The organism is Onishia taeanensis, assembly GCF_900100755.1.
GTDB lineage: Bacteria > Pseudomonadota > Gammaproteobacteria > Pseudomonadales > Halomonadaceae > Onishia > Onishia taeanensis.
Genome location: NZ_FNCI01000016.1, coordinates 1 through 22,658, shown reverse-complemented (window position 1 = coordinate 22,658; position 22,658 = coordinate 1). Strand labels below are relative to the sequence as shown.

18 protein-coding genes and 1 pseudogene are annotated in these 22,658 nt (G+C 61.8%); 3 read left to right on the top strand and 16 right to left on the bottom strand.

Translation table 11 applies throughout. From position 1 onward, the window contains the following. The gene (locus BLR71_RS15180) at positions 1 to 1,188 is read left to right on the top strand and encodes an amino acid aminotransferase (RefSeq protein ID WP_092528314.1); all 1,188 of its coding nucleotides are present in this window, start codon (positions 1 to 3) and stop codon (positions 1,186 to 1,188) included. A 149-nt stretch (positions 1,189 to 1,337) separates the two neighbouring features. Here the strand turns inward: BLR71_RS15180 and BLR71_RS15175 are convergent, their stop codons facing one another. The 3 genes from BLR71_RS15175 to BLR71_RS15165 form a co-directional block, all read right to left on the bottom strand. Beyond that, positions 1,338 to 2,597: a D-amino acid dehydrogenase gene (locus BLR71_RS15175; RefSeq protein ID WP_092528312.1), complete on the bottom strand. Its 1,260-nt coding sequence runs from the start codon at positions 2,595 to 2,597 to the stop codon at positions 1,338 to 1,340. 242 nt (positions 2,598 to 2,839) lie between these two features. Continuing rightward, positions 2,840 to 4,105 carry an MATE family efflux transporter gene (locus tag BLR71_RS15170; RefSeq protein ID WP_092528310.1) on the bottom strand — a complete coding sequence of 422 codons (1,266 nt, stop codon included), beginning with the start codon at positions 4,103 to 4,105 and terminating at the stop codon, positions 2,840 to 2,842. 155 nt (positions 4,106 to 4,260) lie between these two features. Next, a complete protein-coding gene (locus tag BLR71_RS15165) occupies positions 4,261 to 6,129 on the bottom strand; it encodes a putative bifunctional diguanylate cyclase/phosphodiesterase (RefSeq protein WP_245696516.1) in 1,869 nt (622 codons plus the stop codon). 404 nt (positions 6,130 to 6,533) lie between these two features. Between BLR71_RS15165 and BLR71_RS15160 the strand changes: the two genes are divergently transcribed. After that, positions 6,534 to 7,328, top strand: coding sequence for a 2OG-Fe dioxygenase family protein (locus tag BLR71_RS15160; protein WP_092528308.1), 795 nt, complete (start codon positions 6,534 to 6,536; stop codon positions 7,326 to 7,328). A 246-nt stretch (positions 7,329 to 7,574) separates the two neighbouring features. On the opposite strand, the gene BLR71_RS15155 is transcribed toward BLR71_RS15160, so the two are convergent. The 13 genes and pseudogenes from BLR71_RS15155 to BLR71_RS15095 all read right to left on the bottom strand — a co-directional run bounded on the left by BLR71_RS15155 (position 7,575) and on the right by BLR71_RS15095 (position 22,067). Next, positions 7,575 to 8,156: a YceI family protein gene (locus BLR71_RS15155; RefSeq protein WP_092528306.1), complete on the bottom strand. Its 582-nt coding sequence runs from the start codon at positions 8,154 to 8,156 to the stop codon at positions 7,575 to 7,577. Between the two features lie 90 nt (positions 8,157 to 8,246). Beyond that, positions 8,247 to 8,801, bottom strand: a complete 555-nt coding sequence (locus tag BLR71_RS15150) for a cytochrome b (RefSeq protein WP_092528304.1) — start codon at positions 8,799 to 8,801, stop codon at positions 8,247 to 8,249. A 233-nt stretch (positions 8,802 to 9,034) separates the two neighbouring features. After that, positions 9,035 to 10,240 (bottom strand): O-succinylhomoserine sulfhydrylase, encoded by a 1,206-nt coding sequence (locus BLR71_RS15145; protein ID WP_092528302.1) that lies wholly within the window; start codon positions 10,238 to 10,240, stop codon positions 9,035 to 9,037. Between the two features lie 11 nt (positions 10,241 to 10,251). Next, the gene (purF, locus tag BLR71_RS15140; protein ID WP_092528300.1) at positions 10,252 to 11,781 is read right to left on the bottom strand and encodes an amidophosphoribosyltransferase; all 1,530 of its coding nucleotides are present in this window, start codon (positions 11,779 to 11,781) and stop codon (positions 10,252 to 10,254) included. A gap of 64 nt (positions 11,782 to 11,845) precedes the next feature. Beyond that, complete coding sequence (locus tag BLR71_RS15135; RefSeq protein ID WP_092528298.1) at positions 11,846 to 12,433, bottom strand: CvpA family protein; 588 nt, start codon at positions 12,431 to 12,433, stop codon at positions 11,846 to 11,848. After that, positions 12,430 to 13,149: an SPOR domain-containing protein gene (locus tag BLR71_RS15130; RefSeq protein WP_245696515.1), complete on the bottom strand. Its 720-nt coding sequence runs from the start codon at positions 13,147 to 13,149 to the stop codon at positions 12,430 to 12,432. The genes BLR71_RS15135 and BLR71_RS15130 overlap by 4 nt, the downstream gene beginning before the upstream one ends. A 55-nt stretch (positions 13,150 to 13,204) precedes the next feature. Then, positions 13,205 to 14,560, bottom strand: a complete 1,356-nt coding sequence (gene folC, locus BLR71_RS15125) for a bifunctional tetrahydrofolate synthase/dihydrofolate synthase (protein WP_092528294.1) — start codon at positions 14,558 to 14,560, stop codon at positions 13,205 to 13,207. A gap of 11 nt (positions 14,561 to 14,571) precedes the next feature. Then, positions 14,572 to 15,522: an acetyl-CoA carboxylase, carboxyltransferase subunit beta gene (accD, locus tag BLR71_RS15120; protein ID WP_092528292.1), complete on the bottom strand. Its 951-nt coding sequence runs from the start codon at positions 15,520 to 15,522 to the stop codon at positions 14,572 to 14,574. Positions 15,523 to 15,607: 85 nt separating this feature from the next. Beyond that, positions 15,608 to 16,411: a tryptophan synthase subunit alpha gene (gene trpA, locus BLR71_RS15115; RefSeq protein WP_092528400.1), complete on the bottom strand. Its 804-nt coding sequence runs from the start codon at positions 16,409 to 16,411 to the stop codon at positions 15,608 to 15,610. A 26-nt stretch (positions 16,412 to 16,437) separates the two neighbouring features. Then, entirely contained in the window at positions 16,438 to 17,625 is a 1,188-nt protein-coding gene (gene trpB / locus BLR71_RS15110) for a tryptophan synthase subunit beta (protein WP_092528398.1), read from the bottom strand. A 45-nt stretch (positions 17,626 to 17,670) separates the two neighbouring features. Then, a pseudogene (locus BLR71_RS15105) lies at positions 17,671 to 18,309 on the bottom strand (phosphoribosylanthranilate isomerase); the annotation flags it as partial. Between the two features lie 85 nt (positions 18,310 to 18,394). Beyond that, positions 18,395 to 19,339 (bottom strand): tRNA pseudouridine(38-40) synthase TruA, encoded by a 945-nt coding sequence (truA, locus tag BLR71_RS15100; RefSeq protein ID WP_092528288.1) that lies wholly within the window; start codon positions 19,337 to 19,339, stop codon positions 18,395 to 18,397. A 7-nt stretch (positions 19,340 to 19,346) separates the two neighbouring features. After that, positions 19,347 to 22,067 carry a FimV/HubP family polar landmark protein gene (locus BLR71_RS15095; RefSeq protein ID WP_092528286.1) on the bottom strand — a complete coding sequence of 907 codons (2,721 nt, stop codon included), beginning with the start codon at positions 22,065 to 22,067 and terminating at the stop codon, positions 19,347 to 19,349. Between the two features lie 336 nt (positions 22,068 to 22,403). Between BLR71_RS15095 and BLR71_RS15090 the strand changes: the two genes are divergently transcribed. Beyond that, positions 22,404 to 22,658 (top strand): transposase (locus BLR71_RS15090; RefSeq protein WP_139172648.1); only part of this gene is annotated, 255 nt, incomplete at its 3' end.

Below are 22,658 nucleotides of genomic sequence, written 5' to 3'. Positions count from 1 at the left end.
ATGTTCGAGCAGATTCAGCGGGTGCCCGGGGACGCGATCCTCGGGTTGATCGAAGCCTTCAACAACGACACCAACCCCCAGAAGGTCGATCTGGGCGTCGGGGTCTACCGGGATGCCGCCGGCACTACGCCCGTGATGCGGGCCGTCAAGGAGGCCGAGGCCCTGCTGCTGAAGAACGAGACCACCAAAAGCTATATCGGCTCTCACGGTGATCCGCGCTACGGCAAGGTCATCCTGCCCATGGTGCTGGGCGAAGCCTCCCCGGTGCTGGCCGCAAAGCGCGCCAGCGCGACCCAGTCGCCCGGCGGCACCGGCGCCCTGCGTCTGGCTGCGGACTTCATTCGCACCCAGCTGCCGGGGCGTGGCATCTGGGTCAGCGACCCTACTTGGCCGAACCACCTGGGCATCTTCCAGGCCGCCGGCCTCGAGCTTGGCAAGTATCCCTACGTCGATGCCGAGAACCGCCTGGACTTCCCTGGCATGTTGGCGGCGCTGAAGGAGATTCCGGTCGGTGACGTGGTGGTCCTGCACGCTTGCTGCCACAACCCGTCCGGCTTCGACCTGTCCCGCGAGCAGTGGCAGCAGGTGCTGGAGGTGGTCCAGGAACGCGAACTGCTGCCGCTGGTCGACTTCGCCTATCAGGGCTTTGGTGAAGGCCTGGAGGAAGACGCCTATGGCGCGCGCCTACTCGCCGAGAGCCTCGACGAGGTGCTGATCACCAGTTCTTGCTCCAAGAACTTCGGCATCTACCGTGAGCGCACCGGTGCCCTGATCGCAATCGCCAAGAACCATGAGCAGATGGAGAACGTCCGCTCGCAAATTGCCATCGTGGCCCGCGAGAACTACTCCAACCCGCCCGCTCACGGCGGTGCCATCGTCACTGAGATTCTCGAATCGGCCGAGCTTGCCGCGGTGTGGCGCGAGGAGCTGACCGAGATGCGCGATCGTATCAACGGCCTGCGCCGCGACTTCGTCGAGGCCCTCAAGCCTCATGGCCTGGCCGAGAAGTTTGCCTGTGTCGGCGAGCAGCGCGGCATGTTCTCTTACACGGGCCTGAGCCCGGAACAGGTCGACCAGCTGCGTGACGAGTTCGGCATCTACATGGTTCGCTCGGGTCGGGCCAACGTGGCCGGCTTCTCCGACGGGAACCTGCCGTATCTGGCCAAGGCCTTCGCCGCGGTCAACTAGGCTAAGCCTGAACAAACACCACCCGCCACACCAGCACGCCCGGGACGGATGTCCCGGGCGTGCTGCGTTCTGCCCCACCTATTCCCTTAGAACGACAAACCGCCCCGCCGGCGATGCCGACGGGGCGGTAAGCTTCCCGCAGGGGGCAATCAGCTGGCGTAGCGGCTGACGTCCAGGTCTTTCGGGTCGATCTCCGGCTTACGGCGATCCATCAGATCGGCCAGCAGCTGGGCACTGCCACAGCTCATGGTCCAGCCCAGGGTGCCGTGCCCGGTATTCAACCACAGATTGTCGTACTTGGTAGCGCCAATGATCGGCGTGGAATCCGGCGTCATGGGGCGCAGGCCGGTCCAGAATTCAGCCCGCCCGACATCGCCTCCTTCGGGGAAGACATCCTTCACCACCATGCTGATGGTGGCACGGCGTTTCTCGAGCAGGCTCATGTCATAGGAGGCGAGCTCTGCCGTACCACCGACCCGGATGCGGTCATCGAAGCGCGAAATCGCCACCTTATAGCTCTCGTCCATCACCGTCGACTGCGGCGCACCCCCCTCATCGGTGACCGGCACGGTCAGGCTGTAGCCCTTGACCGGGTAGATCGGCAGGCGAATGTCCAGGTCCTTGACCAGGAACTTGGAGAAGCTGCCCATGCACACCACATAGGCATCGGCACTGATCTCACCTGCGCTGGTCACCACCGATTCGATGCGGTCCGCGCTGCGCTTCAAGCGTTCGATGGTTTCGCCGAAGCGAAAGGTCACGCCGAGCTGATCGCGGCAGTAATCGGCCAGACGGTTGGTGAAGAGATGGCAGTCGCCGGTCTGGTCGTCAGGCAGATGCAGGCCACCCACGAACTTGCCCGGCACCCGGGCTAACGCCGGCTCGACATCCTTGATCTCCTCGGCATTGAGCAGCTTGTGGCGCACCCCACACTGTTCGAGGACGCGCATGTCCTTGCCAACGGCGGCGACCTGGCTTTCGTGGCGGAACAGCTGCAACAGCCCCTTCTGACGATCCTCGTATCGCAGCCCGGTATCCTCGCGTAACGCATTGATGCAGCCACGGCTGTACTCGGCGACGCGGACCATGCGCTCCTTGTTGACCGCATAGCGATCGGGGGTGCAGTTCTTGAACATCTGCATCATGAAGCGCGCCATGGTCGGATCGGGCTTGGGCTGGATCTTGAGCGGCGCATGCTCCTGGAACATCCACTTCATGGCCTTCTGGGGTATGCCGGGTGCCGCCCAGGGAGAGGAAAAGCCGAACGAGACCTGGCCGGCATTGCCGTAGCTGGTCTCCATGGCCGGTGCGTCCTGGCGATCGACCACTGTCACCTCATGGCCCTGGCGTGCCAGATAGTACGCACTGGTGACACCAACCACACCGCTGCCGAGCACGACGACCTTCATTGCCTCTCCCCTTCTTATTGCTGTCTTGTTGCTTTGGTTGGATATGCAGCGCCTCATGGCTGTCCCGAGGTCCCACGAGGCACGCATTGTCAGCCACGCTGACGAAAGGCACGAGTATAGAGGAGGTTATTAAGAAAAATATTCCGAATAAAGAAGAAAAACCGGAGTTAAAAACCAAAATTAAGCCAAAAAATCAGAGACAACCCCCAAGAAAAGACATTAAAAAGAAAATAAGACTGCCATCATGCTAGCGACGGGCGTCGCTGCCGATATAACCACCAGGCGAGCATACCGGCCAGAACATTACCCATGGCCGCGCCCACGGCCAGCCCCACCATTCCACCAAGCTGGCTGCCTAACCACAGGCAGGGAAGATAGCAGACGAACAGGCGAATGCCCGACATCAGCATCGCTCCCAGCGGCCAGCCCAGGGCATTGCCCGCAGACACCACCACCATGCACAGACCCAAGAAGGCGTAGCTTGGCAACAAGAAGCGAATCAGCATGGCCAGGTCATCACGGACCTCCGGGTTGCCCGATAGCAGGAGTGCCACCCAGGGTGCCGCCAAGGCCAGCAACAGACCCAACACCAGCTGCCAGCCAATGATCACCCTAGCCGCCAGGCGCATTAGGCGGCGAATGGTCTCGCCATCGCCAGCGCCATGACATCTCCCCAACCAGGGTGGCAGCGACATGGTCAACGCCAGCACCAGCATCAGCGATACCGTTTCCAAGCGACTGGCCAGGCCCCAGGCTGCCACGCTGGCCTCGCCGAGGGTTGCGACAATGCGAGTGGACAGCATCGCTGCCAGGGGCGGCATCAGTTGGCTGACCATGGCCGGCGCAGCGATGCCGACGAATCCCGGCGCCGAGCGGCGAGTCTCGGCAAAAAGCCCCTGCCAGGACAACCAGTCCCGACATGCAAGACGGCGCGTCAGCAGCAGCAGCCCGCCGCCGAAAGCGAGCACGGTCGCCCAGGCCGCGCCGGGAAGGCCCAGGCCATCCCAGCCACCCACGCCGAAGATAAGTAGCGGATCGAGCACGAGGTTGATCAGGCTCGTCACCACCATCAGCTTGCCCGGCAAGCGAGTGTCGCCGTGGGCTCGAAAGAGGCTATAGCCGAAGTAGACCAAGGCCCCTAGCCAGGCCGCCAGAAGCTGAGGCCCCCAATAGGAGCGGATCAAGGAAAGGCTGTCGGCCTCTGCCCCAAGCAAGGGAAACAACTGATCCTGAAGGGCCCACAGCAATAGCGCCAACAGCGCAATCACGCAGCCGGCTACCACCAGCACCAGACTACCCAGGCGTCTGGCACGTTGTTGCTCACCAGCCCCCAGCACCCGTGACAGCTGGGCCGCAATGGCGATCCCCAGCCCGACCTGGACGCCGATGATCAGAAAAGACAGCGGGAAGGTAAACGACTGCGCGGCCAGGGGCGCCGTGCCCAGCCGGGCGATAAAGGCACTATCGACGAGCTGGAAACCCAGTAGGGCCATCACACCAATGGCCATCGGCCATGTCTGACGCCATAATCGACGCCCCAAGGATTCGCTCACAGTATCCGATACGGGCACATTGCCTCCTGGCGACTATGCAAAGGAGCGACATTGTACGCCCCACGACGCCATTGCGCAGGCCCGATAACCTAGCTCGCCAGGGTTATGCATCAGTGATTTGGCAACTGCCCACTAACCGCCATCAGCGAGCGCTTCAAGCGGCCGATATCGCCGGCACTCATCGGCTTGAAATAGTAAAACCCCTGTACCAGATCACAGCCGAACTCACGCACCAGCTCAAGTTGCTCCTCGTTCTCGACGCCTTCGGCCACCACCTCAAGACCTAGCTGATGGCCAATAAAGACCATCGCCGCCATGATGGCGCGATCGCTTGGCTCATCGGGAGCATCCCGCACAAACCCCCGGTCGATCTTCAACGACGTGATCGGGAACTGCTTGAGATAACTCAACGACGAATAACCGGTGCCAAAGTCATCGATAGCGATTTTCATGCCACGATGATAGAGCCGGCGCAGCGTATTGAGGATATGCTGATCGGCCCGTATCAAAACGTTCTCGGTCAGCTCGATGCCGATATCCCGGGTCGTCAGACCAAACTGGTCCATGCAGTTTTCGAGGTATGCGAAGACATCATGCTGGATCACCTGCTTGCCGGAAAGATTGATGTCGATACGATAGTCCCCCAAGCCCGACGCCTTCCACTCGGCCTGCTGACGACACGCCTCATGGATGACCCACTCTCCAATGCGATAGATCAGGTTCGAGTGCTCGGCTATGGGGATGAACTCAGACGGGGGAATGCTGCCACCGTCGCGGGGAAACCATCGAATCAGGGCTTCGATGTTCTCCACTCGACCACTAGTGGCGGCCACTTGCGGCTGATAATGCAGCACCAATTCACCGTCACGCAGCGCTCGCTGCAGGCGCTCCGTCATACGATACTCATGCACCAGCTCGTCATGCAGGCGCTGATCGAAGAACCAGCAGGCCTGCCCGGCCGCAAGTTTGGCCCGGTTCTTGGCCACGTCGGCATTCTGGATCAACTCGCGGGCACTCTGTCCGTTATCAGGAAAGAGACTGACCCCAAACTTGAGGCTGACATGCAGCTCACCAAGCCCTATATCGAAGGGTTCCTTGAAGGCTGAGAGCACCTTTTCGATTAACGGCATCGCATTGTTGCCGGCCTTGAGGTGCGGAAAGGCCATCACGAATTCATCGCCACCAAACCGTGACAGCAAATCAGAGCTTCTCTGGCAACTACGCAAGCGATGGGCGACCTCTACCAGCAGACGGTCCCCAAGCTCATAACCCTCAGCGTCGTTGATTTCGCCAAAGCCTTGGATATCGGCGAAAACCACGGCGACCACCTCCCCTAGCTTATCGGCGTCAGTCAGGCACTCGTTGAGCTGGGTCGCAAAGGTCCCGCGATTGGGCAACATGGTCAGGGAGTCGAACCGGGTAACAAAGTCTAGATCCCGCCGAGCCTGCTTCTGGTCAGACAGATCGACATCAATGCAGAACATCAGCGGCTCGTCGGTGTGCTCGCCGAGCATGACATGGTGAGAATACACCGCCACCGGCTCACCGAACTTGCGCTTGAGTTCTAGCTCCGAGGCCGGAATCTCGATGCCCTCCTGTACCCAGGCTCGATGGGCATCGATGACTGCGTAACGCATCTCGCTGGGGATGATCAGGTCCTCGAGCAGCTGGCCCTGCGCCTCATCACGCGTATAGCCATAGAGCTCGGTACTAGCCGAGTTCCAGTAAATGACGCGACGGTCGCGATCGTAACCCTGCACGGCCACCTTGGGCAGGCTTTCGAGCAGCGCACGAAAGCGCTGCTCGCTTTCGGAGTAATGGCGCTGCACTGTCTCGAGATCGCCAGCCCCTGATGTGGCCTCGGCTTCTTGCGCCAGGATTCGCCCCAGGCAGGCGTAAAGCGCCAGGCACAGCAGCACGATACCGACGATCTGGAGAAAGTGCGGATTATCGAGGGTGGCGCATATCAAGAGGGCCACACCGGATAGACCAGAAAATACCAGCGTACTGGTATACCGCCATGTGGCTAAACGCTTGAAAACACGAGATATGTGCCGAAAGGCAAAAGACAAGTACACTTCTCCCAGATCATCGTTGGGCGCCGACAGTAACTTCGCTCAAGACCAGCCTCTCGGCGAAGTGCGGCAATACTCACACCCCAATAACCTACTGTAATCCTTCATGATGCCTTCCATGCTGAAGGGCTAAACGCCATGCGTCTCTTATCCTAGCTTAAATACGAGCTGACCGTATCGCGGCTGTAGGAATTTTACACCTTTGCTTGGCTTTATTTGACCAAGTGTCTCAAACCTTGAGGGGTTGCTTTTGTAGCAACTTTTGCTGTTGCCAGTACTGGCAACATAACCCCAAGAGGAACGAGACCATGAAAAACGAAAGCCTGAAACACGGTTACGACCTGTCCGCCGTCGCCCAGCCAACCCCGCCTCCTTACTGGGAGTCACGCGTCTCTCAGGAGTTGTCGCAGCAAGGCTGGAGCCTGGCTGACATCTCGGCGCACATCGACCTAGAGGCCTGGGCGAGCTTTCTGCCCAGCCTACCTAGGGACCCCTATGTAAACCGCCGCTGGAAACGCATGTCGTGGCTGAACCTGACCGAGGAAGAGGAAGTCGAGGTCATGGGGAACTGCCCCATGGCACAAGGCGGCGCCTTCAACGATGCCGAAAGCATGGCCGACAAGCTTCGCTACTACCCAGCCCTGGAAGAGCGCTTTACGCAACGCCAGGACGTAAAGGCCTTCGTCAAGGCCTGGGCCAGGATGTGGGGGATAGGCCCACGTGAACCGATACTGATGCAAATCACCGGCAGCCGCGGTAAGGGCATGATCGATCCACTACAAGGGCAGGGAATTCATGCTGACGGCTGCAAGTTCCTGAGCATCCTGGTCATCAATCGCGATAACGTCGATGGCGCTACCAACCGCCTGTATGCCGACAAGGCCGGCCAGCAGCCGCTGCTGGAGCACATCACCGCCCCCGGACAAGTCTTGCATCTGCATGATGACCGACTCTTTCACAGCGTCGATGCCATGACCCAGCGGGACTCTAGCCGTCCCTTCGAGCGCTTTATCGTCATCATCAACAGTCGCTTCGTGGATGGTTTTCAGAACCGGATGTTGCGCCGTCACTTCCCTGATGCAGTACTTAACAACGTCTTTTAACACGACCTAATCACCCTAGGAATAACCGCAGACAATAGAGGAAAAATGACTGACTATCCCGCAAGCAGTGAAAGGAACTCGCGAACCGGCCAACTTCGTTGGCCGGTTTTTTTTACCTCATCTTGAGCCGTCCCTTTTACAGCATCTTGTCCAGGTAATACTTCCCTCGAGTTTTCCAGTGCCGCATAAAAAAGGCACCGCCGGTCGCCCGGCAATGCCCTGATCATCCGTCATTAGAGGTTCGTTTTACTGACGAATGCCTTCAAATGTCACATAGAGTTCAAGCGTTTGCATCGGTTCCGGCATGCTGCTCATGTCGATATCGAAGTCAGCCAGCGTCAGCGTGGTGCTGCCTTCGAAGCCTTGGCGATAGTTGCCCCAAGGGTCCTCCCCACCGCCGATGTGTTCGACGTTCATCTCGATTTCCTGCGTCTTGCCATGCAGGCTCAGCTCGCCTGTCAGTACGCCCTCACCTTCGCCAGTTGACTCGAACCCGGTGGACGTGAAAGTAGCCGTCGGATATTCCCCGGCATTGAGGAAATCTTCACTGAGAATATGCTTATCACGCTCGGCATGGTTGGTATTCAAGCTGTCGACCTCGACCTCCATGGACACGGATGACGCGTCCAGGTTCTCGGGGTCGTAGCTGAATTCGCCACTGAACTCCTCGAAAGAACCCAGAATGTAGGAGAAGCCCAAATGACTAATCTTGAACTGTACGAAGGCATGCTGCCCTTCGGTATCGATCATGTAATCGGCGGCCTGTGCCTGACTCACCGGTACCAGAGCGGCAGCGGTCAGAGCGGCTAGTGCTGTCTTCTTCAACATCATCTTGCTCCTTCTTGGATGAAAACTTGTCCGAGCACCGACCTGTCGGCGCCCGGCATTGGAAGATTGATGCGATGCATCAGTACAGCGTCACGGCTTGCGTGAGATACGCGGGTTAACCATGCGAACCAGAACGTCATGACGGTCGATAATGTGATGCTTGAATGCAGCCAGCATGTGGACGCTAGCGAGACCGATCAAGGCCAGAGCGAGATACCAATGAACGGTGCCGGCAAGCGTCGCCTGGCCAGGCAGATCGCTAAGCAGAGCGGGAACCTCGAACCAATCGAACACGCTGATGCCGCGTCCATCGGCGGTAGAAATAAGGTAGCCGCTGACGAGGACGACCACCAGCAGCAGGTAAAGCCCCAGGTGACCGAGTTCTGCAGCCAGTCTTTCGAGCCTTGACCCCGGCAGTGCAGGTGACGGATTGAAAGCTCGCCAGGCGAGACGTAAAAGCGTTGCGGCCAACAGCAAGATACCGATTGAACGGTGCCACCAGGGCGCCAAGTTATACCAGCTGTCGTAGTAGCCCAGATCGGTCATCCACCAGCCGAGTACAAAGAGGCCCAGTATCGCCACAGCACTGGCCCAGTGAAGCACGATACTGACGATGCCCCACCCTCGCCGAGTGTTACGCCACATTGCCCCGCCCTCCTGACCTTGGTAGTGATTACTGCTGAGGTGGAGCTGACGCTACCGCCACGCAATGAGTTAGGTGTATATCAGTTCCCGATCATACCTGCCGGCACCGCATGAAACAGCGCAAAAATATGAACGTTTCATGTACTTTCCACCAACGATGGCCGCGGTCTTTCCCAGATACAGCAACGCCCCGACAAGCGGGGCGTCATTCATGGACAAGAGCCGAGTCAGGGTCAGCTCATCAGCGCATCCAGTCCTCGGGCCAGGTCGCCCTTGATGTCCTCGATATCCTCGAGGCCCACCGAGACCCGCACGAGCCCTTCCGCGATGCCGGCAGCGAGCTTCTGCTCGTCGGAGAGGCGACCATGGGTCGTGGTGGCGGGATGGCCAATGGTGGATTTCACGTCCCCCAGGTTGCCCGTGATCGACAGGATGCGGGTCGCATCGATGACCGACCAGGCGGCCGCACGGCCCCCCTCGACTTCAAAGCCCAGCACACCACCGAAGCCGCGCTGCTGATCGGCAGCCAACCGATGCTGCGGGTGAGTTTCGAGGCCGCTGTAATGCACCTTGGTCACCGCCGGATGGGCATCCAGGAAACGCGCCAACGCCAGCGCATTGTCGCAGTGGGCGCGCATGCGCAGACTCAGCGTCTCCAGGCCCTTCAGGAACACCCAGGCGTTGAAGGGACTCATGCAGGGCCCGCAGGTCCGCACTACCCCGAAGAGTGCCTCTAGCTCCTTGTCACGGCCGACCACTGCACCACCCAACGCCCGGCCCTGGCCGTCCAAATACTTGGTGGCCGAATGGATCACCAGATCGGCGCCCAGCGCGAGCGGGCGCTGCAGCGCCGGCGTCAGAAAGCAGTTGTCGATCGCTAACAGCGCGTCGTGGCGATGCGCGATCTCGGCCAGGGCCGGGATATCCACCACCTCGGAGAGCGGATTCGATGGCGTCTCCGCGAACAGAAGCTTGGTACGCGGCGTCATCGCTGCTTCCCAGGCCTCGAGGTTCGACAGCTCCACGTAGTGGGTCACGATGCCGAACTTGGCGAAGTACTTGTCGAACAGGCTAACCGTGGAGCCGAATAGCGAGCGCGAGGCGACGATCTCGTCGCCGGCTTCTAATAGCCCCAGCACCGTCGACATGATGGCCGCCATGCCGGAGCTTGTGGCCACACAGCGCTCGCCGCCCTCCATGGCCGCCAAGCGCTTCTCGAAGGTGCGCACCGTGGGGTTGGTGAACCGCGAGTAGATATTACCGGCTTCTTCGCCGCCGAATTTGCGTGCCGCCTCGGCGGCACTGCCATAGACGAAGCTCGACGTCGGGAAGATCGGCTCACCGTGCTCCTGCTCGGCGGTGCGGGCATGTCCGGCACGAATGGCCTGGGTATCGAGCGCCCAGTCGTGCCAGGCCTCAAAGTCGCTTTCGTCGTTCATACCGTCTCCCTTCAAGCGAAATCGTCGTCCTGGTCATCGTCCTGATTGTGCATGCCCACCAGGGCATGGTCACCGGCGCTATGATCCTTGGCGGAATCGTTACGCGAGGCTTCCAGGTTGTTCAGGTAGGCCTCGTCGATATCGCCGGTGATGTAGCGGCCATCGAAAACCGAGCAATCGAATTCCTCAAGCGCCGGATTGACGTCGCGGCAGGCCGTCTTCAGATCTTCGAGATCCTGATAGATCATGCGGTCGGCACCGATCAGGTCGCCCACCTCGGCCTCGGTGCGCCCATGAGCAATCAGCTCTTCGGCAGACGGCATGTCGATGCCATAGACGTTCGGGTAGCGCACGGGCGGTGCAGCGGACGCAAAGTAGACCTTGTTGGCACCCGCTTCTCGGGCCATCTGGATGATCTCGTTGCAGGTGGTACCGCGCACGATGGAATCATCCACCAGCAGCACGTTCTTGCCCTTGAACTCGACGTCGATGGCGTTGAGCTTCTGACGCACCGACTTCTTGCGCAGCGTCTGCCCCGGCATGATGAAGGTCCGCCCGATGTAGCGATTCTTCATGAAGCCTTCGCGGTAGGTCACCCCGAGATGCTGAGCGAGTTCCAGCGCCGAGGTCCGCGAGGTGTCGGGAATCGGAATCACCACGTCGATATCGTAGTCGGGCCACTCCTGGCGGATGCGATCGCCCAGCTTACGGCCCATCTGCATGCGCGTGCCGTAAACATAAGCACCGTCGAGGATGGAGTCCGGACGCGCCAGATAGACGTGTTCGAAGATGCAAGGAGCGAGGACGGGATTGTCGGCACAGGACTGGGTATGAATATTGCCGTCGAGGTCGACGAAGATCGCCTCGCCCGGATCCAGGTCGCGGTGCAGCTCGAAGCCGCCCACGTCCAGCGCCACCGACTCCGAGGCGATCATCACCTCCTGGCGACCTTCTTCCTGACGGGTACCGAAGACCACCGGACGAATGCCGTGCGGGTCACGGAACGCCACCATGCCATAGCCGTTGATGATGGCCACGGCCGCATAGCCACCGTTGCAGCGACGATGCACCCGACGCACGGCGTCGAAGATGTCTTCCGGGCCCATGCTCAGCCCTTGCTTACCCAGCTCATGGGCGAAGACGTTGAGCAACACCTCGGAATCCGAGCTGGTGTTGATGTGGCGCAGGTCGCTGGAGAACAGCTCCTGCTTGAGCTGGTCGGAGTTCGTCAGGTTGCCGTTGTGGGCAAGCGAAATGCCGTAGGGGGAGTTGACATAGAACGGCTGGGACTCCGCTTCACTGGAGGACCCGGCCGTCGGGTAGCGCACATGGCCGATTCCCAGGTTGCCTTTGAGGCGGCGCATATGGCGGGTGTGGAAGACATCACGCACTAGGCCATTACTCTTGCGCAGCAGGAAGCGTCCCTCGTGCCAAGTCATCATCCCGGCGGCGTCCTGTCCGCGATGCTGAAGGACCGTCAGGGCGTCATACAACGCCTGGTTCACCGCCTGATTGGCCATTAGGCCTACGATACCGCACATTCCGGCTTACCTCGCTTGCAATGGTGCTTCGACGCCGAACGAACCGGCGCCATGTAAAATGGGTTCAGAGTGCGCCATCCTCGCGCGCAGGAGCCTTGTCCCTCGCCGGAGCGTCCTGCCCCAGAATGTCTGGCAAAGTGAGTGAGCGTAGCTGTTCGGCGCGCTCTGGATCCTTACGCTCCCAGGCCGCCACACGATCCAGGCCCCAGGCCTCGAGACGCTCGAAGGTTGGGCGAACCTCGGCATTCTGCCAGGCGTCGAGCTGCTCGAGGGGCGTAAACCCTATCAGCAGCGTGGCCAACACCAGAATCACTGCCCCCTTGAGGGTGCCGAATACGGCACCGGCGATCCGGTTGAAGAAGCCCATGCCGACCCACTCGACCGCGGCATGCAGCAAGCGGATGACGATGCCGCCCAGCATGATGACCACGAAGGTGACCAGCACGAAGGCCAGCACCAGGCGGCCATCGGGGCTGTCGATCAAGCCATCCAGCATGTCCGCCACTGGCTCGGCGAAGAACCGCGCCGCCACCAGGGCCAGCACCCAGGTGGCGAGCCCCAGACCTTCCTGAACGAGACCACGCATGAAGCCCGCCAGCATGGTAATGGCCAACACGCCCACAAATATCCAGTCGATCCAGGTCAGCGTCATGGTGACATCCTCACCACTAGCCCCTGTAGATTGGCCTTGGCCTTGAGCTCGCTGCGCGCACGCTCACCCTCCTCGGCACTAGCATAGGGCCCGACATAAACGGCGGTCAGGTCATTGCCCCGTGGGCGACTAAAGACGCTGAAGCCCTGGCTTTCGAGCTTCTTCGCCAGACGCTCGGCGTTGCCAGGCTCACCGAAGCTGCCGGCCTGCACTGACCAATCGCCGGAGGCAGCACGCTTGGCTTCCGCCGCGCGAGCGAGCTCGGCGATGGGATCTGCCGATTGTTCGTTCCCAGCGTTGTCGGCCTGCCCCGGGTCGGAAGCGGCCTGAGGCGCAGCCGATGACTCGCCGGAGGCGACAGACGTCGACCCTTCTGAGTCAGAGTCAGTCGAAGGCTGCGCGGGAGCCACTGCAGACTCCTGTGGGGCTTCAGCGTCGTCGCTGCCACCGGTCGCGTCTGACTGCGCCGGTGCCGTTACCGCGGCAGTCGAGCCCTGTGAGTCGCTCTCATCGGTTGCCCTGTCGCTAGATGTCTCATCGAGCCGGCTCGGCGGCTGCGGATCATCGACGTCCACGCGTTCGACGTCCAGCGGCGCTTCGATGCTGAGCATCGGCTGGGGCCGCTCATCTCGTGATACCGGGTCATCGAAAAGCATCGGCAGAAAGATCACGGCCAAGGCCAGCAGAATGATCGCTCCGCTAATCCGTTCACGCATTCCGTACTTCATTCACCCCTCCCCGGCTCGCCTTCCTGGCGCGCCACTTATTCTGCTACGCCTGCGGCGAAGGATCGTCCGCTGACGATTCCCAGCGCGCCAGCACTTCCGCCACGGTAAAGAAGGATCCACAGACCAGCACCTGATCCGCCGCCTCGAGGTGCGCTTCGAGCCAAGCGGCCCCAGCGGCCGGCGAGTCGGCAAGCGAGAGCACTTCACCGCCCAAAGAACGAATCAGCTCGGCAAGATCGCCTGCCGGCCGGGCCCGGTCGCCGCCAAGGCTGGCCGGCACCCAGGCATCAACGGCCTGGTCCAAGGCCGTCACCACACCTTCGGCGTCCTTGTCTGCGAGCATCCCCAGCAGCGCGACACGGCGCCCGGCACAGGGCCGCTGGGACAGGCGTTCGGCCAGATAGGCGGCGGCGTGCGGGTTATGCCCTACGTCCAGACACCAGTTGCCTCGCCACTGCATACGCCCGGCGAGCACCACCTCACGGAGAGCCCTCTTACAGGCCTCGGCCTCGAGGGTCACGCCCGCCAATGCCAGCGCCTGTAGCGCAGAAGCGGCATTATCCAGCGGCAAGCCGGGATCGGGCAACGTCGTGAGGGCCAGGCTTTCGCCCTCGGCGTCGTGGCCCTGCCAGCACCAGCCATCGGTGTCAGCACTCTGGGTGAAATCTTGCGCCAGGCAATGCACCTGCGCTCCCAGTCGGGCCGCCGTGTCATGAACGCTTTCCGGTAACGATGCACTGCCCAGCACGGCCGGGCGCCCGGCCCGCAGAATACCGGCCTTCTCGCGACCGATGCCCTCGAGATCGGTGCCCAGAAAGGCGGCATGATCCTGGGCGACGGTGGTGACCACCCCGACATCGGCATCGATGACGTTAACGGCATCCAGCCGGCCGCCCAGCCCCACTTCCAGGATGGCGATATCCGGCTGGCGCTGAGCAATCGACCAGAGCCCAGCCAGAGTGCCGGCCTCGAAGTAGGTCAGGCTGACCGGTTCATCCTCGAGACGCGCCGCCTCGACGCGGGCGAAGCCCTCGATCAGGATGGCATCGCTGGCCTCTTCACCATCGAAGCGCAGACGCTCGTTGTAGCGCAGCAAATGAGGCGAAGTGTAGGTAGCGGTGCTCAGCCCGTGGGCACGAGCCAGGGCATCGAGCATGGCGGCCGTCGACCCCTTGCCGTTAGTGCCGGCGACGGTGATCACCTTGGTTGCGATACGGGCGGGTACAGGATTCAGCGAGCCGGCTTTGGATAGCCCCAGACGCGCAGCGACCTTGGCCACGCGTTCGAGGCCAAGGTCGATACTGACCGGATGCTGCTGCTCGAGGCGCTCGAGCCAGCCCTCGAGCGTCGAGGGCTGGCGGTCACTGACCCGCGAAGATGGCGGTTGAACTGCGCTCATGTCGGCTGGTGTCAGGCCTCGCGGTTAATATCTTCGGCTTCGGGCTCAGCTTCGCGCTGGGCCTCGTCGACCAGATCCGGCTCGTCATTTTCCAACTGGCCGAAAGCCGGCTGATGCGTCAGCTTGCGAAGCACGCCACCCAGACGGCTGCGCATTTCCTGGCGGTGCACGATCATGTCGACGGTGCCATGTTCCAGCAGGAACTCGCTGCGCTGAAAACCTTCCGGCAGCTTTTCGCGAACCGTCTGCTCGATCACGCGCGGACCGGCGAAACCGATCAGGGCATTAGGTTCGGCGACATTGAGGTCGCCAAGCATCGCCAGCGAAGCGGAAACGCCGCCGTAGACCGGATCGGTGAGCACCGAAATATAGGGGATACCGGCCTGCTTGAGCTTCTCGAGTGCCGCCGACGTCTTGGCCATCTGCATCAGCGAGAACAGCGCTTCCTGCATGCGAGCGCCACCCGATGCGGCGAAGCATACCAGCGGAATGCCCTCCTCGAGAGAGCGCGTCGCGGCCTGAACGAATTTCTCGCCAACCACCGCCCCCATGGAGCCGCCCATGAAGCTGAACTCGAAGGCCACGGCCACCAGCGGAATATCATCCAGGGTGCCGCGCATGGCGATCAGGGCATCGTTCTCGGCAGTATTCTTCTGGGCCGCGCCAAGGCGATCCTTGTACTTCTTCGAATCGCGGAACTTGAGACGATCCACTGGCTGCAGATCTTCAGCGATCTCTTCTCGATTGTCCTGATCAAGAAACCAGTCGAGACGCTTGCGCGCGGTCAAGCGCAGGTGATGGTCGCACTTGGGACAAACGCTCTGGTGTTTTTCCAGCTCGGGGAGATACAACACCCCTTCGCACTTGGGGCACTTGCGCCACAGGCCGTCAGGCACGCTGGTGCGACGGTCCTTGCGCTGAATGCGCCCCATGGAGGGCACGATCTTATCTAGCCAGCTCATATCAGAAGGTTTCCATCATGCGGGGCCCGGCGCGACCGGGCCGATGTTGATTCAAATATCGTAGCGCGTCGCGCGCTCACTGGCGTCAGGCGTCCAACGCCTGACGCATCTCGCCCAGAATATCCTTGAGACGGGGCGCAATGGCCGCCGGGTCGTCGACGCAGGCGGCGATCTGTCCCACCAGCACGCTACCGACGATGACACCTTCGGCGACCTTGCCTACGGCCGCCGCCGTGGCGCCATCGCGAATACCGAAGCCGACGCACAGCGGCAGGTCGGAGAGCTTGCGCAGCGGCGCCAGATGGGCGTCGATTTCGTCGACGTTCAGCGTCGCAGCACCCGTCACGCCCTTGAGCGAGACATAATACAAATAGCCTTCGCCATGGGCGCTGATTGTACCGGCGCGAGCATCCGAGGTGGTAGGGGCCACTAGGAAGATCGACTGCAGACCACGCGCCTTGAGCACCGGGCCAAATTCGTCGGCCTCTTCGGGCGGCATGTCGACGGTCAGTACGCCATCGACGCCGGCCGCCTGAGCCTGGTCGGCGAAGGCCTCGTAACCCATGCGCTCAATGGGATTCAGATAGCCCATCAGCACGACCGGAGTCTCGGTATCCTGTTCGCGGAATTCACGGACCATAGCGAACAGATGCGTCAGACGGGTGCCGTGCTTGAGCGCCCGTTCGCAAGCCTTCTGGATCACCGGGCCATCGGCCATCGGGTCGGAAAACGGCACCCCCAGTTCGATGATATCGGCGCCGGCTTCGACCAGCGCATGCATGAAGCCTACGGTGTACTCGGGGGCGGGGTCGCCGGCGGTGAGGTAGGGAATCAGGGCCGTGCGGCCCTGCGCCTTGAGCGTGGCGAAGCGTTGGTCGATTCGATTCATACCCTTGTCCTGGTCGCGATCCACGATTAAATCTCGATGCCGTCAAGTTTGGCGACGGTGAGGATATCCTTGTCACCGCGCCCGGAGAGATTGACGACGATGTGCTGGTCAGGCCGCATGGTCGGAGCCAGTACCTTGGCATAGGCCAGCGCGTGGGCCGACTCGAGGGCGGGCATGATGCCCTCGACATGAGTGAGCTCGCGGAACGCCTCGAGCACCTCCTTGTCATTGGCGGCCACATAGCTGACGCGGCCGACATCTTTCCACAGCGCATGCTCCGGCCCGACCCCCGGGTAATCGAGGCCCGCCGAAATGGAGTGGGTATCGGACACCTGGCCGCCCTCGTCGGACATCAGGTAGGTACGGTTGCCGTGCAGCACGCCCCGCGGCGCATTGCCGGTCAGCGGCGCCGCGTGGCGACCGGTCTCGACGCCGTCGCCGCCGGCCTCGACGCCGTACATGGCAACGCCTTCGTCCTCGACGAAGGGATAGAAGAGCCCCAAGGCATTGGAGCCGCCGCCGACACAGGCGATCAACGCATCCGGCAGGCGGCCGATTTGCTTGAGCGACTGCTCGCGCGCCTCGCGGCCGGCCACGGCATTGAAGTCACGCACCAGCATCGGGTAGGGATGAGGGCCGGCGACGGTGCCGATGATATAGAAAGTGGTGTCGACGTTGGTCACCCAGTCGCGCAGCGCCTCGTTCATGGCATCCTTGAGAGTGCGCGAACCGGACTCGACCGGAATGACGGTGGCGCCCAGCAGTTGCATACGATAGACGTTGAGCTTCTGGCGCTCGACGTCCTCGGCACCCATGTAGATGGCGCATTCGAGGCCCAGGCGGGCCGCCACAGTGGCCGTCGCCACGCCGTGCTGACCGGCACCGGTCTCGGCGATGACCCGCGGCTTACCGCTCTTCTTGGCCAACAGGGCCTGGCCGATGGTGTTGTTCACCTTATGAGCGCCGGTGTGGTTCAGATCCTCGCGCTTCAGCCAGATCTGCGCACCGCCCAGCTCCCTCGACCAGCGCTCGGCGTGGTAAAGCGGAGAAGGACGGCCCACGTAGTGGGCCAGATCATGGTCGAATTCGGCCTGGAAGTCTGGATCATCGCGAAGAGCCATGTAGGTCTCTTCTAACTCCTCCAGGGCGAAGCTCAACGTTTCCGAGACGAACCGGCCGCCGTAGGGACCAAAATGGCCTCGCGCATCCGGCATGCGGGTCAGGTCGCTGAACTTGGTCACGAAAGGCACCTCACAGGGTCACTGGAACTTGGATGGGTAGGTCGTAAGGACTTGGCGCAAAAAGTCGTCGATCTTGGCCGCCGCTTTGATGCCGGGCGCCGCCTCGACGCCGCCGGAAACATCCACGGCAAAGGGACCAACTGCACGGATCGCCTGCTGAACATTCATCGCGTGCAAACCTCCCGCCAGAATAACAGGTTTTGCCAGGTTTGCGGGGATTCGGGACCAGTCGAAAGTCTCGCCAGTCCCGCCGGGAACCCCGGGTTTATAGGCATCTAGCAGCAGTGCTCGGGCATTGCCATAAGCGCTCGCGGCGGCTTCCAGGTCGACCCCTTCGCGCATGCGCAGCGCCTTGATATAGGGCCGAGAAAAACTCTCGCAGACACCGGGCGTCTCATCGCCGTGGAACTGCAGCAGATCGAGATGCTTACAGGCCGCTTCGACAAAGGCCGCGTCCTGATCGACGATGAGCCCAACCCGCGTCACGAAGGCCGGCACCCGCGCACTCAGCTCGGCCAACCGCGCAAGATCGATGGCACGCTTGCTGCCCGGCCAGAGCACGAACCCCAGCGCATCGGCACCGGCCGCAACGGCGGCATCGATGTCTTCCTCTCGGGTCAGACCACAAATTTTTACACGGGTGCGCTGCATGACCGGCCTCTCGTTGCGGTCGTCGGCTTCGAGTCCCTATTAGTGGGGCTCAATCAAGGGCAGTGCAACCCACTCAGGGTTGCCTGATTCGCTAGCTTGGTTTGCCGGCTTCGATGAAGCCCGGCGGCACCGAGGCATGGGTCGGTCGGGAACGACGAAAATCGACCAGCGGACAGTCCGGCAGCTCTCTCTCACCGGTCCACTCACCCAGGAACGCCAGCAAGTTTGGCCCCAGCGGCTCCCGGGGCAGCTCATAGACATCATCGTAGATCGCGTCGACGAAGTGCAGGCCACACCCCGGCGCCGTAGCGCTACCCTGGGTACGATCCCTTAGCGCTAGCAGCCGCGCCAGATAGTCCCGCCCCTGCTCGCCGCGACCGACGGCGATCAGAGCACCGACGATGTTGCGAATCATGTGGTGCAGGAAGGCGTTGGCCTGGACATCGACCACCACCAGCGCCCCATGTCGATGCACCTCGATGAAATGCAGATGGCGCTGGGTGGTCTTGGACTGGCAGCCCGCGGCGCGGAAGCTCGAGAAATCATTTTCACCCACCAGTGCCTGGGCCGCCTCATGCATGGCGGGTACATCCAGGGGATCACGACACCAAGTGGCATTAGCGCGTTCCAGCACCGGGCGACTGGGCTGATTGAGAATGACATAACGGTAGCGCCGGCCAAGCGCCAGGAAGCGGGCGTGAAAATCGCCCGGCACCGCTTTGACCCAATGCACGGCGATATCCCGCGGCAGGTTGGCATTGGTGCCAAATACCCAGGCCTTCTCGGAGCGCGGCGCCGGGGCATCGAAATGCACGATCTGACGAGTAGCGTGAACGCCACTGTCAGTTCGGCCGCTACAGTGAACGGTGACGGCTGTATTGGCCACACGAGCCATCGCTTTTTCGAGCGCCCCCTGCACCGAGGGGGCGTGCTTCAGGCGCTGCCAGCCACAGTACTGGCTGCCGTCGTACTCGACCCCCATGGCCAGACGGCCAGTCAGGGGATGCGTTTCATCAAGGGACTCGAAAAGGGGCATCGGCTCATCATAGGTTGTGCTGGGCGATCAGACGACTTGCCTGTTCGCGGGTCACGCCGTCCCCTTCTTCCAGTGCCCGAGCGAGCAGCGCTTGCGCCTGGTCATGGTCACCCTTTTCGAGGAGCGATTCAGCATCGCTGACCAGCACCTGAGCTTCCGGCCGGGGATCGGCAGGCTGGCCATTATCCAGATGCAGCGGCTCGAAAGCCACCTCCTCTATGTCCAATTCTTGCTCATCGACAGCAAACGCCGACCTCCGAGCAGGCGTATCCGCCTGTCGCATCAGCTCGGCCAGGTTGCTGCCCGCATCCTCGCCCACGGCAGGCGTATCCTCATCGTCGGAAAGCGCTCCTTCATCGCCGAAAGACACAGCGTACTGGTCAGCAGACGTTTGCGACTGAGGAAACTCCACGCTGGGCTGCATGAGTGTCTCCTCAGGTACCGCGGGATCAGCCTCTAGGCTCGGCGGGTGATAATCGATCACACGATCATTGGTCGACGCGGCCGGCTCGCCGTCCTCAGACGATGCCTCATCGCTATCGCCGAGGTCTGGCTGCTTCCCGGGCGGCTCCTCGGAGACGCTTCGTTCAGTTTCGTCGCGGCCTGTCTCTGCTTCTACCTCAGCCTCCTCACCCAGGCTGATACCACGGGGCTCATCAGGCGCCTCCGCGGCAGTGGTGTCTGAAGACGACTCAGCTTTGTCCCTTGATGCTTCCTTCAGGGCCTCGCTGATCTGCTCTGAATCCACCTCCTTGCCTTCCTGCCAGGACGGCCGCGCATGCCGCCCCTTGCCGTCGAAAGCGATCGGCTCACGCTCGATGGGCGGACGAAACGTCTCCATCGACTCGATTGGCGCCAGGTCAATCGGCGTTGATGCCCCGGCATCGTCTGCCGCAGAGAACTGTGTCGGGCCATCAGCATCACCGCCCCCTGAAGAGGCTTCGCCCGCGGATGGCGTTGGCACGGCCCGCTCAAGGGCCATCAGGCGCTCGAGCTCAGCCTGCCGAGCGGCATCATTATCGTCGGCTAGGTGTTCCGCCTGTTCATGAGCCTGCTGCCAGTACCCCTGCTCGACCAGCGTCTTGACCAGTTTGAGACGTAAATCATGGCGGCCGGGCTCGGCGTTGAGGCTCTCTTCGAGCAGCGCCTGGGCCTTCTCGTAGCGGCCATAGGCGATAAAGATATCCGCCTCACTGACGGCCTCGGCTCGGGGCATCAGGGCCTCTCGCGCATCAGGAACGAAACGCTCGGACGCGCTGCCGTTCTTGGCCTTCTGGGACTCAGCCGCTGAAGAAGCCGCGGAAGCCGACACCTGCTCGGTGGCTCGTGTCTGGTCGGCTCCGCGACGGCGACGCACTAACCACCAGAGCGCCAGCAACACCAGCACGCCGAGGCCTGCCAACTGGAAAGAAAGACTGCGGACCATCTGGCCGAGCGAGGTCCACAGCGGCATCAGGTAGCGATCGGCGAGGCCCGTCGCTGCCGGCTCACTAGCGGCTTGAGCAGCACTTTCGGATTGGGCGACGCTTGCGTCTTCGGTAGCGCTAGAGGCCTGACGCTCTGCAAGGGCTGACAGGCTGGCCTGTAGGCTGGCGACATCTTCACGCAGCGAGGCCAGTTCAGCCTCAGCACGATCACGCTCGTCGCGCATGGCGGCAAGGGATTGCTGACTCAGGGACAGCTGAGCCTCCAAGCGGTCGAGACGCTGATTCTGCTCGTTGGCGCCAGATGCGCCAGCCGCTGCCTCGGACGCAACCTGGGCATCCGTCAGCAGGGTCAGGCGCTGCGTGGCGGGCTGATCCTGCGAGGCAGCAGCCGACGCTTGAGGGGCCTGAGACGAGGGGGCGTCTGCCTGCACGAGGCCGGATGCGGCCCCGGCGTCGCCTCGATCAGGCTTGGCGGCGGCCTTATCGACCGTGGCGTCTGCTGAGTCCGGGGCCTGTTGAGAGGTCGTCGATGAGGCGAACGCCGGGACCGGTTCGCCGCGAGCGAAGGCGCTATTTTGCGCCTGCACCTGCTGCCAGGCCTCTTCAGTAGAGCGTGAGGTCATCTGCTCTCGAGTTGGCACATTCAGCACGTAGCCTGCCCGCAGGCGATTGATATTACCGCCCGGAAACGCCTCGGGGTTGGCATCCAGCAGCGCCAGCATCATCTGCGATATCGATATATCGGCATCCGGACGCAGCCGCTCGGCGACGCTCCACAGGGTTTCGCCGGACTCGACGTAGCCCGGGTCTCGCTCGCGGGGTGCCATTGAGGTTTGCAAAGGCTCGGCTTGAGGCGAACTCGCTTGCTGAGGGCTGGGTAGCGCCGGCGTGGCCGACTGAGAGCCAAAACCGGGCGGGTCGAAGAGCAGCGTGACCTGGCGCTGTATGACGCCGTCAGGCCCATCGATGTCCACCAACAAGTCGAGATAAGGCGTGCGCACCGCTCGCGACGACTGGACCCGGACGGAGAGCCCGCCCGACTGAGGCACGACCGACAAGGTCAGGGCGTCGACCAGCAGGCTTCGCTCGAGCCCAGCACGCCGGTAACCGTCGGCATCGGCCAGACTGACCGTTAGGTTCTGGGCCGATACACCCTGCGTATCCGTCAGCGGAATGGTCGCTTCAAGCGGCGCTCCCAGCGCCGACCCCACCTTGGCGTCACCCACGCCCAACGACCAAGCCAAGGGGCTCATGGCGGACAGCGACGTCAACAAGATGACCAAAGAAAACTTGCGGTTCATGGCGGCGATGGGCCTCAGAAGTGTCGGAGGCAACGCACTCGCACACTAGGTGTTTCAGCTAAGAGTGTGAGTCACGACAGCCTAAATCATCGAATTTTCGTCTCATTCTACCCACAGTTTGCCCTTACCGGGAGCGCCGAAAAAGGCAAAACTGGCCGCCATTTCAACGCTGACCAAAACATGTAGCGCCGCTTCATCGGGTTTTGGGGACGCACGAGGCCGGCCCCCGATGGCGCTTATCAGCAAAAAAAACGCCTCCCAGAAGGAGGCTGTGTGAAAACAGCCTCCTAAGCTGGCAAGATAGCCGTGAACTCACCCGTTCACGGCTATTTTTGTATGCGACACCTACAAGGACAGCCTCGCAGCCAGACCTCGCTGCTACCTCCCAGCATTGAAGAATATGTCCCGGAAAATCACCCGGTGCGGGTGATTGATGCCTTCGTGGAGTCCCTGGACGTCATCGAAATGGGGTTCGACAAGGCGCGCACCGCGGCCACCGGCCGGCGACCCTACCACCCGGGCGACCTGCTCAAGCTCTATATCTACGCCTACCTGAACCAGACCAGCAGCACTCGTCGCCTGGAAAAGGAG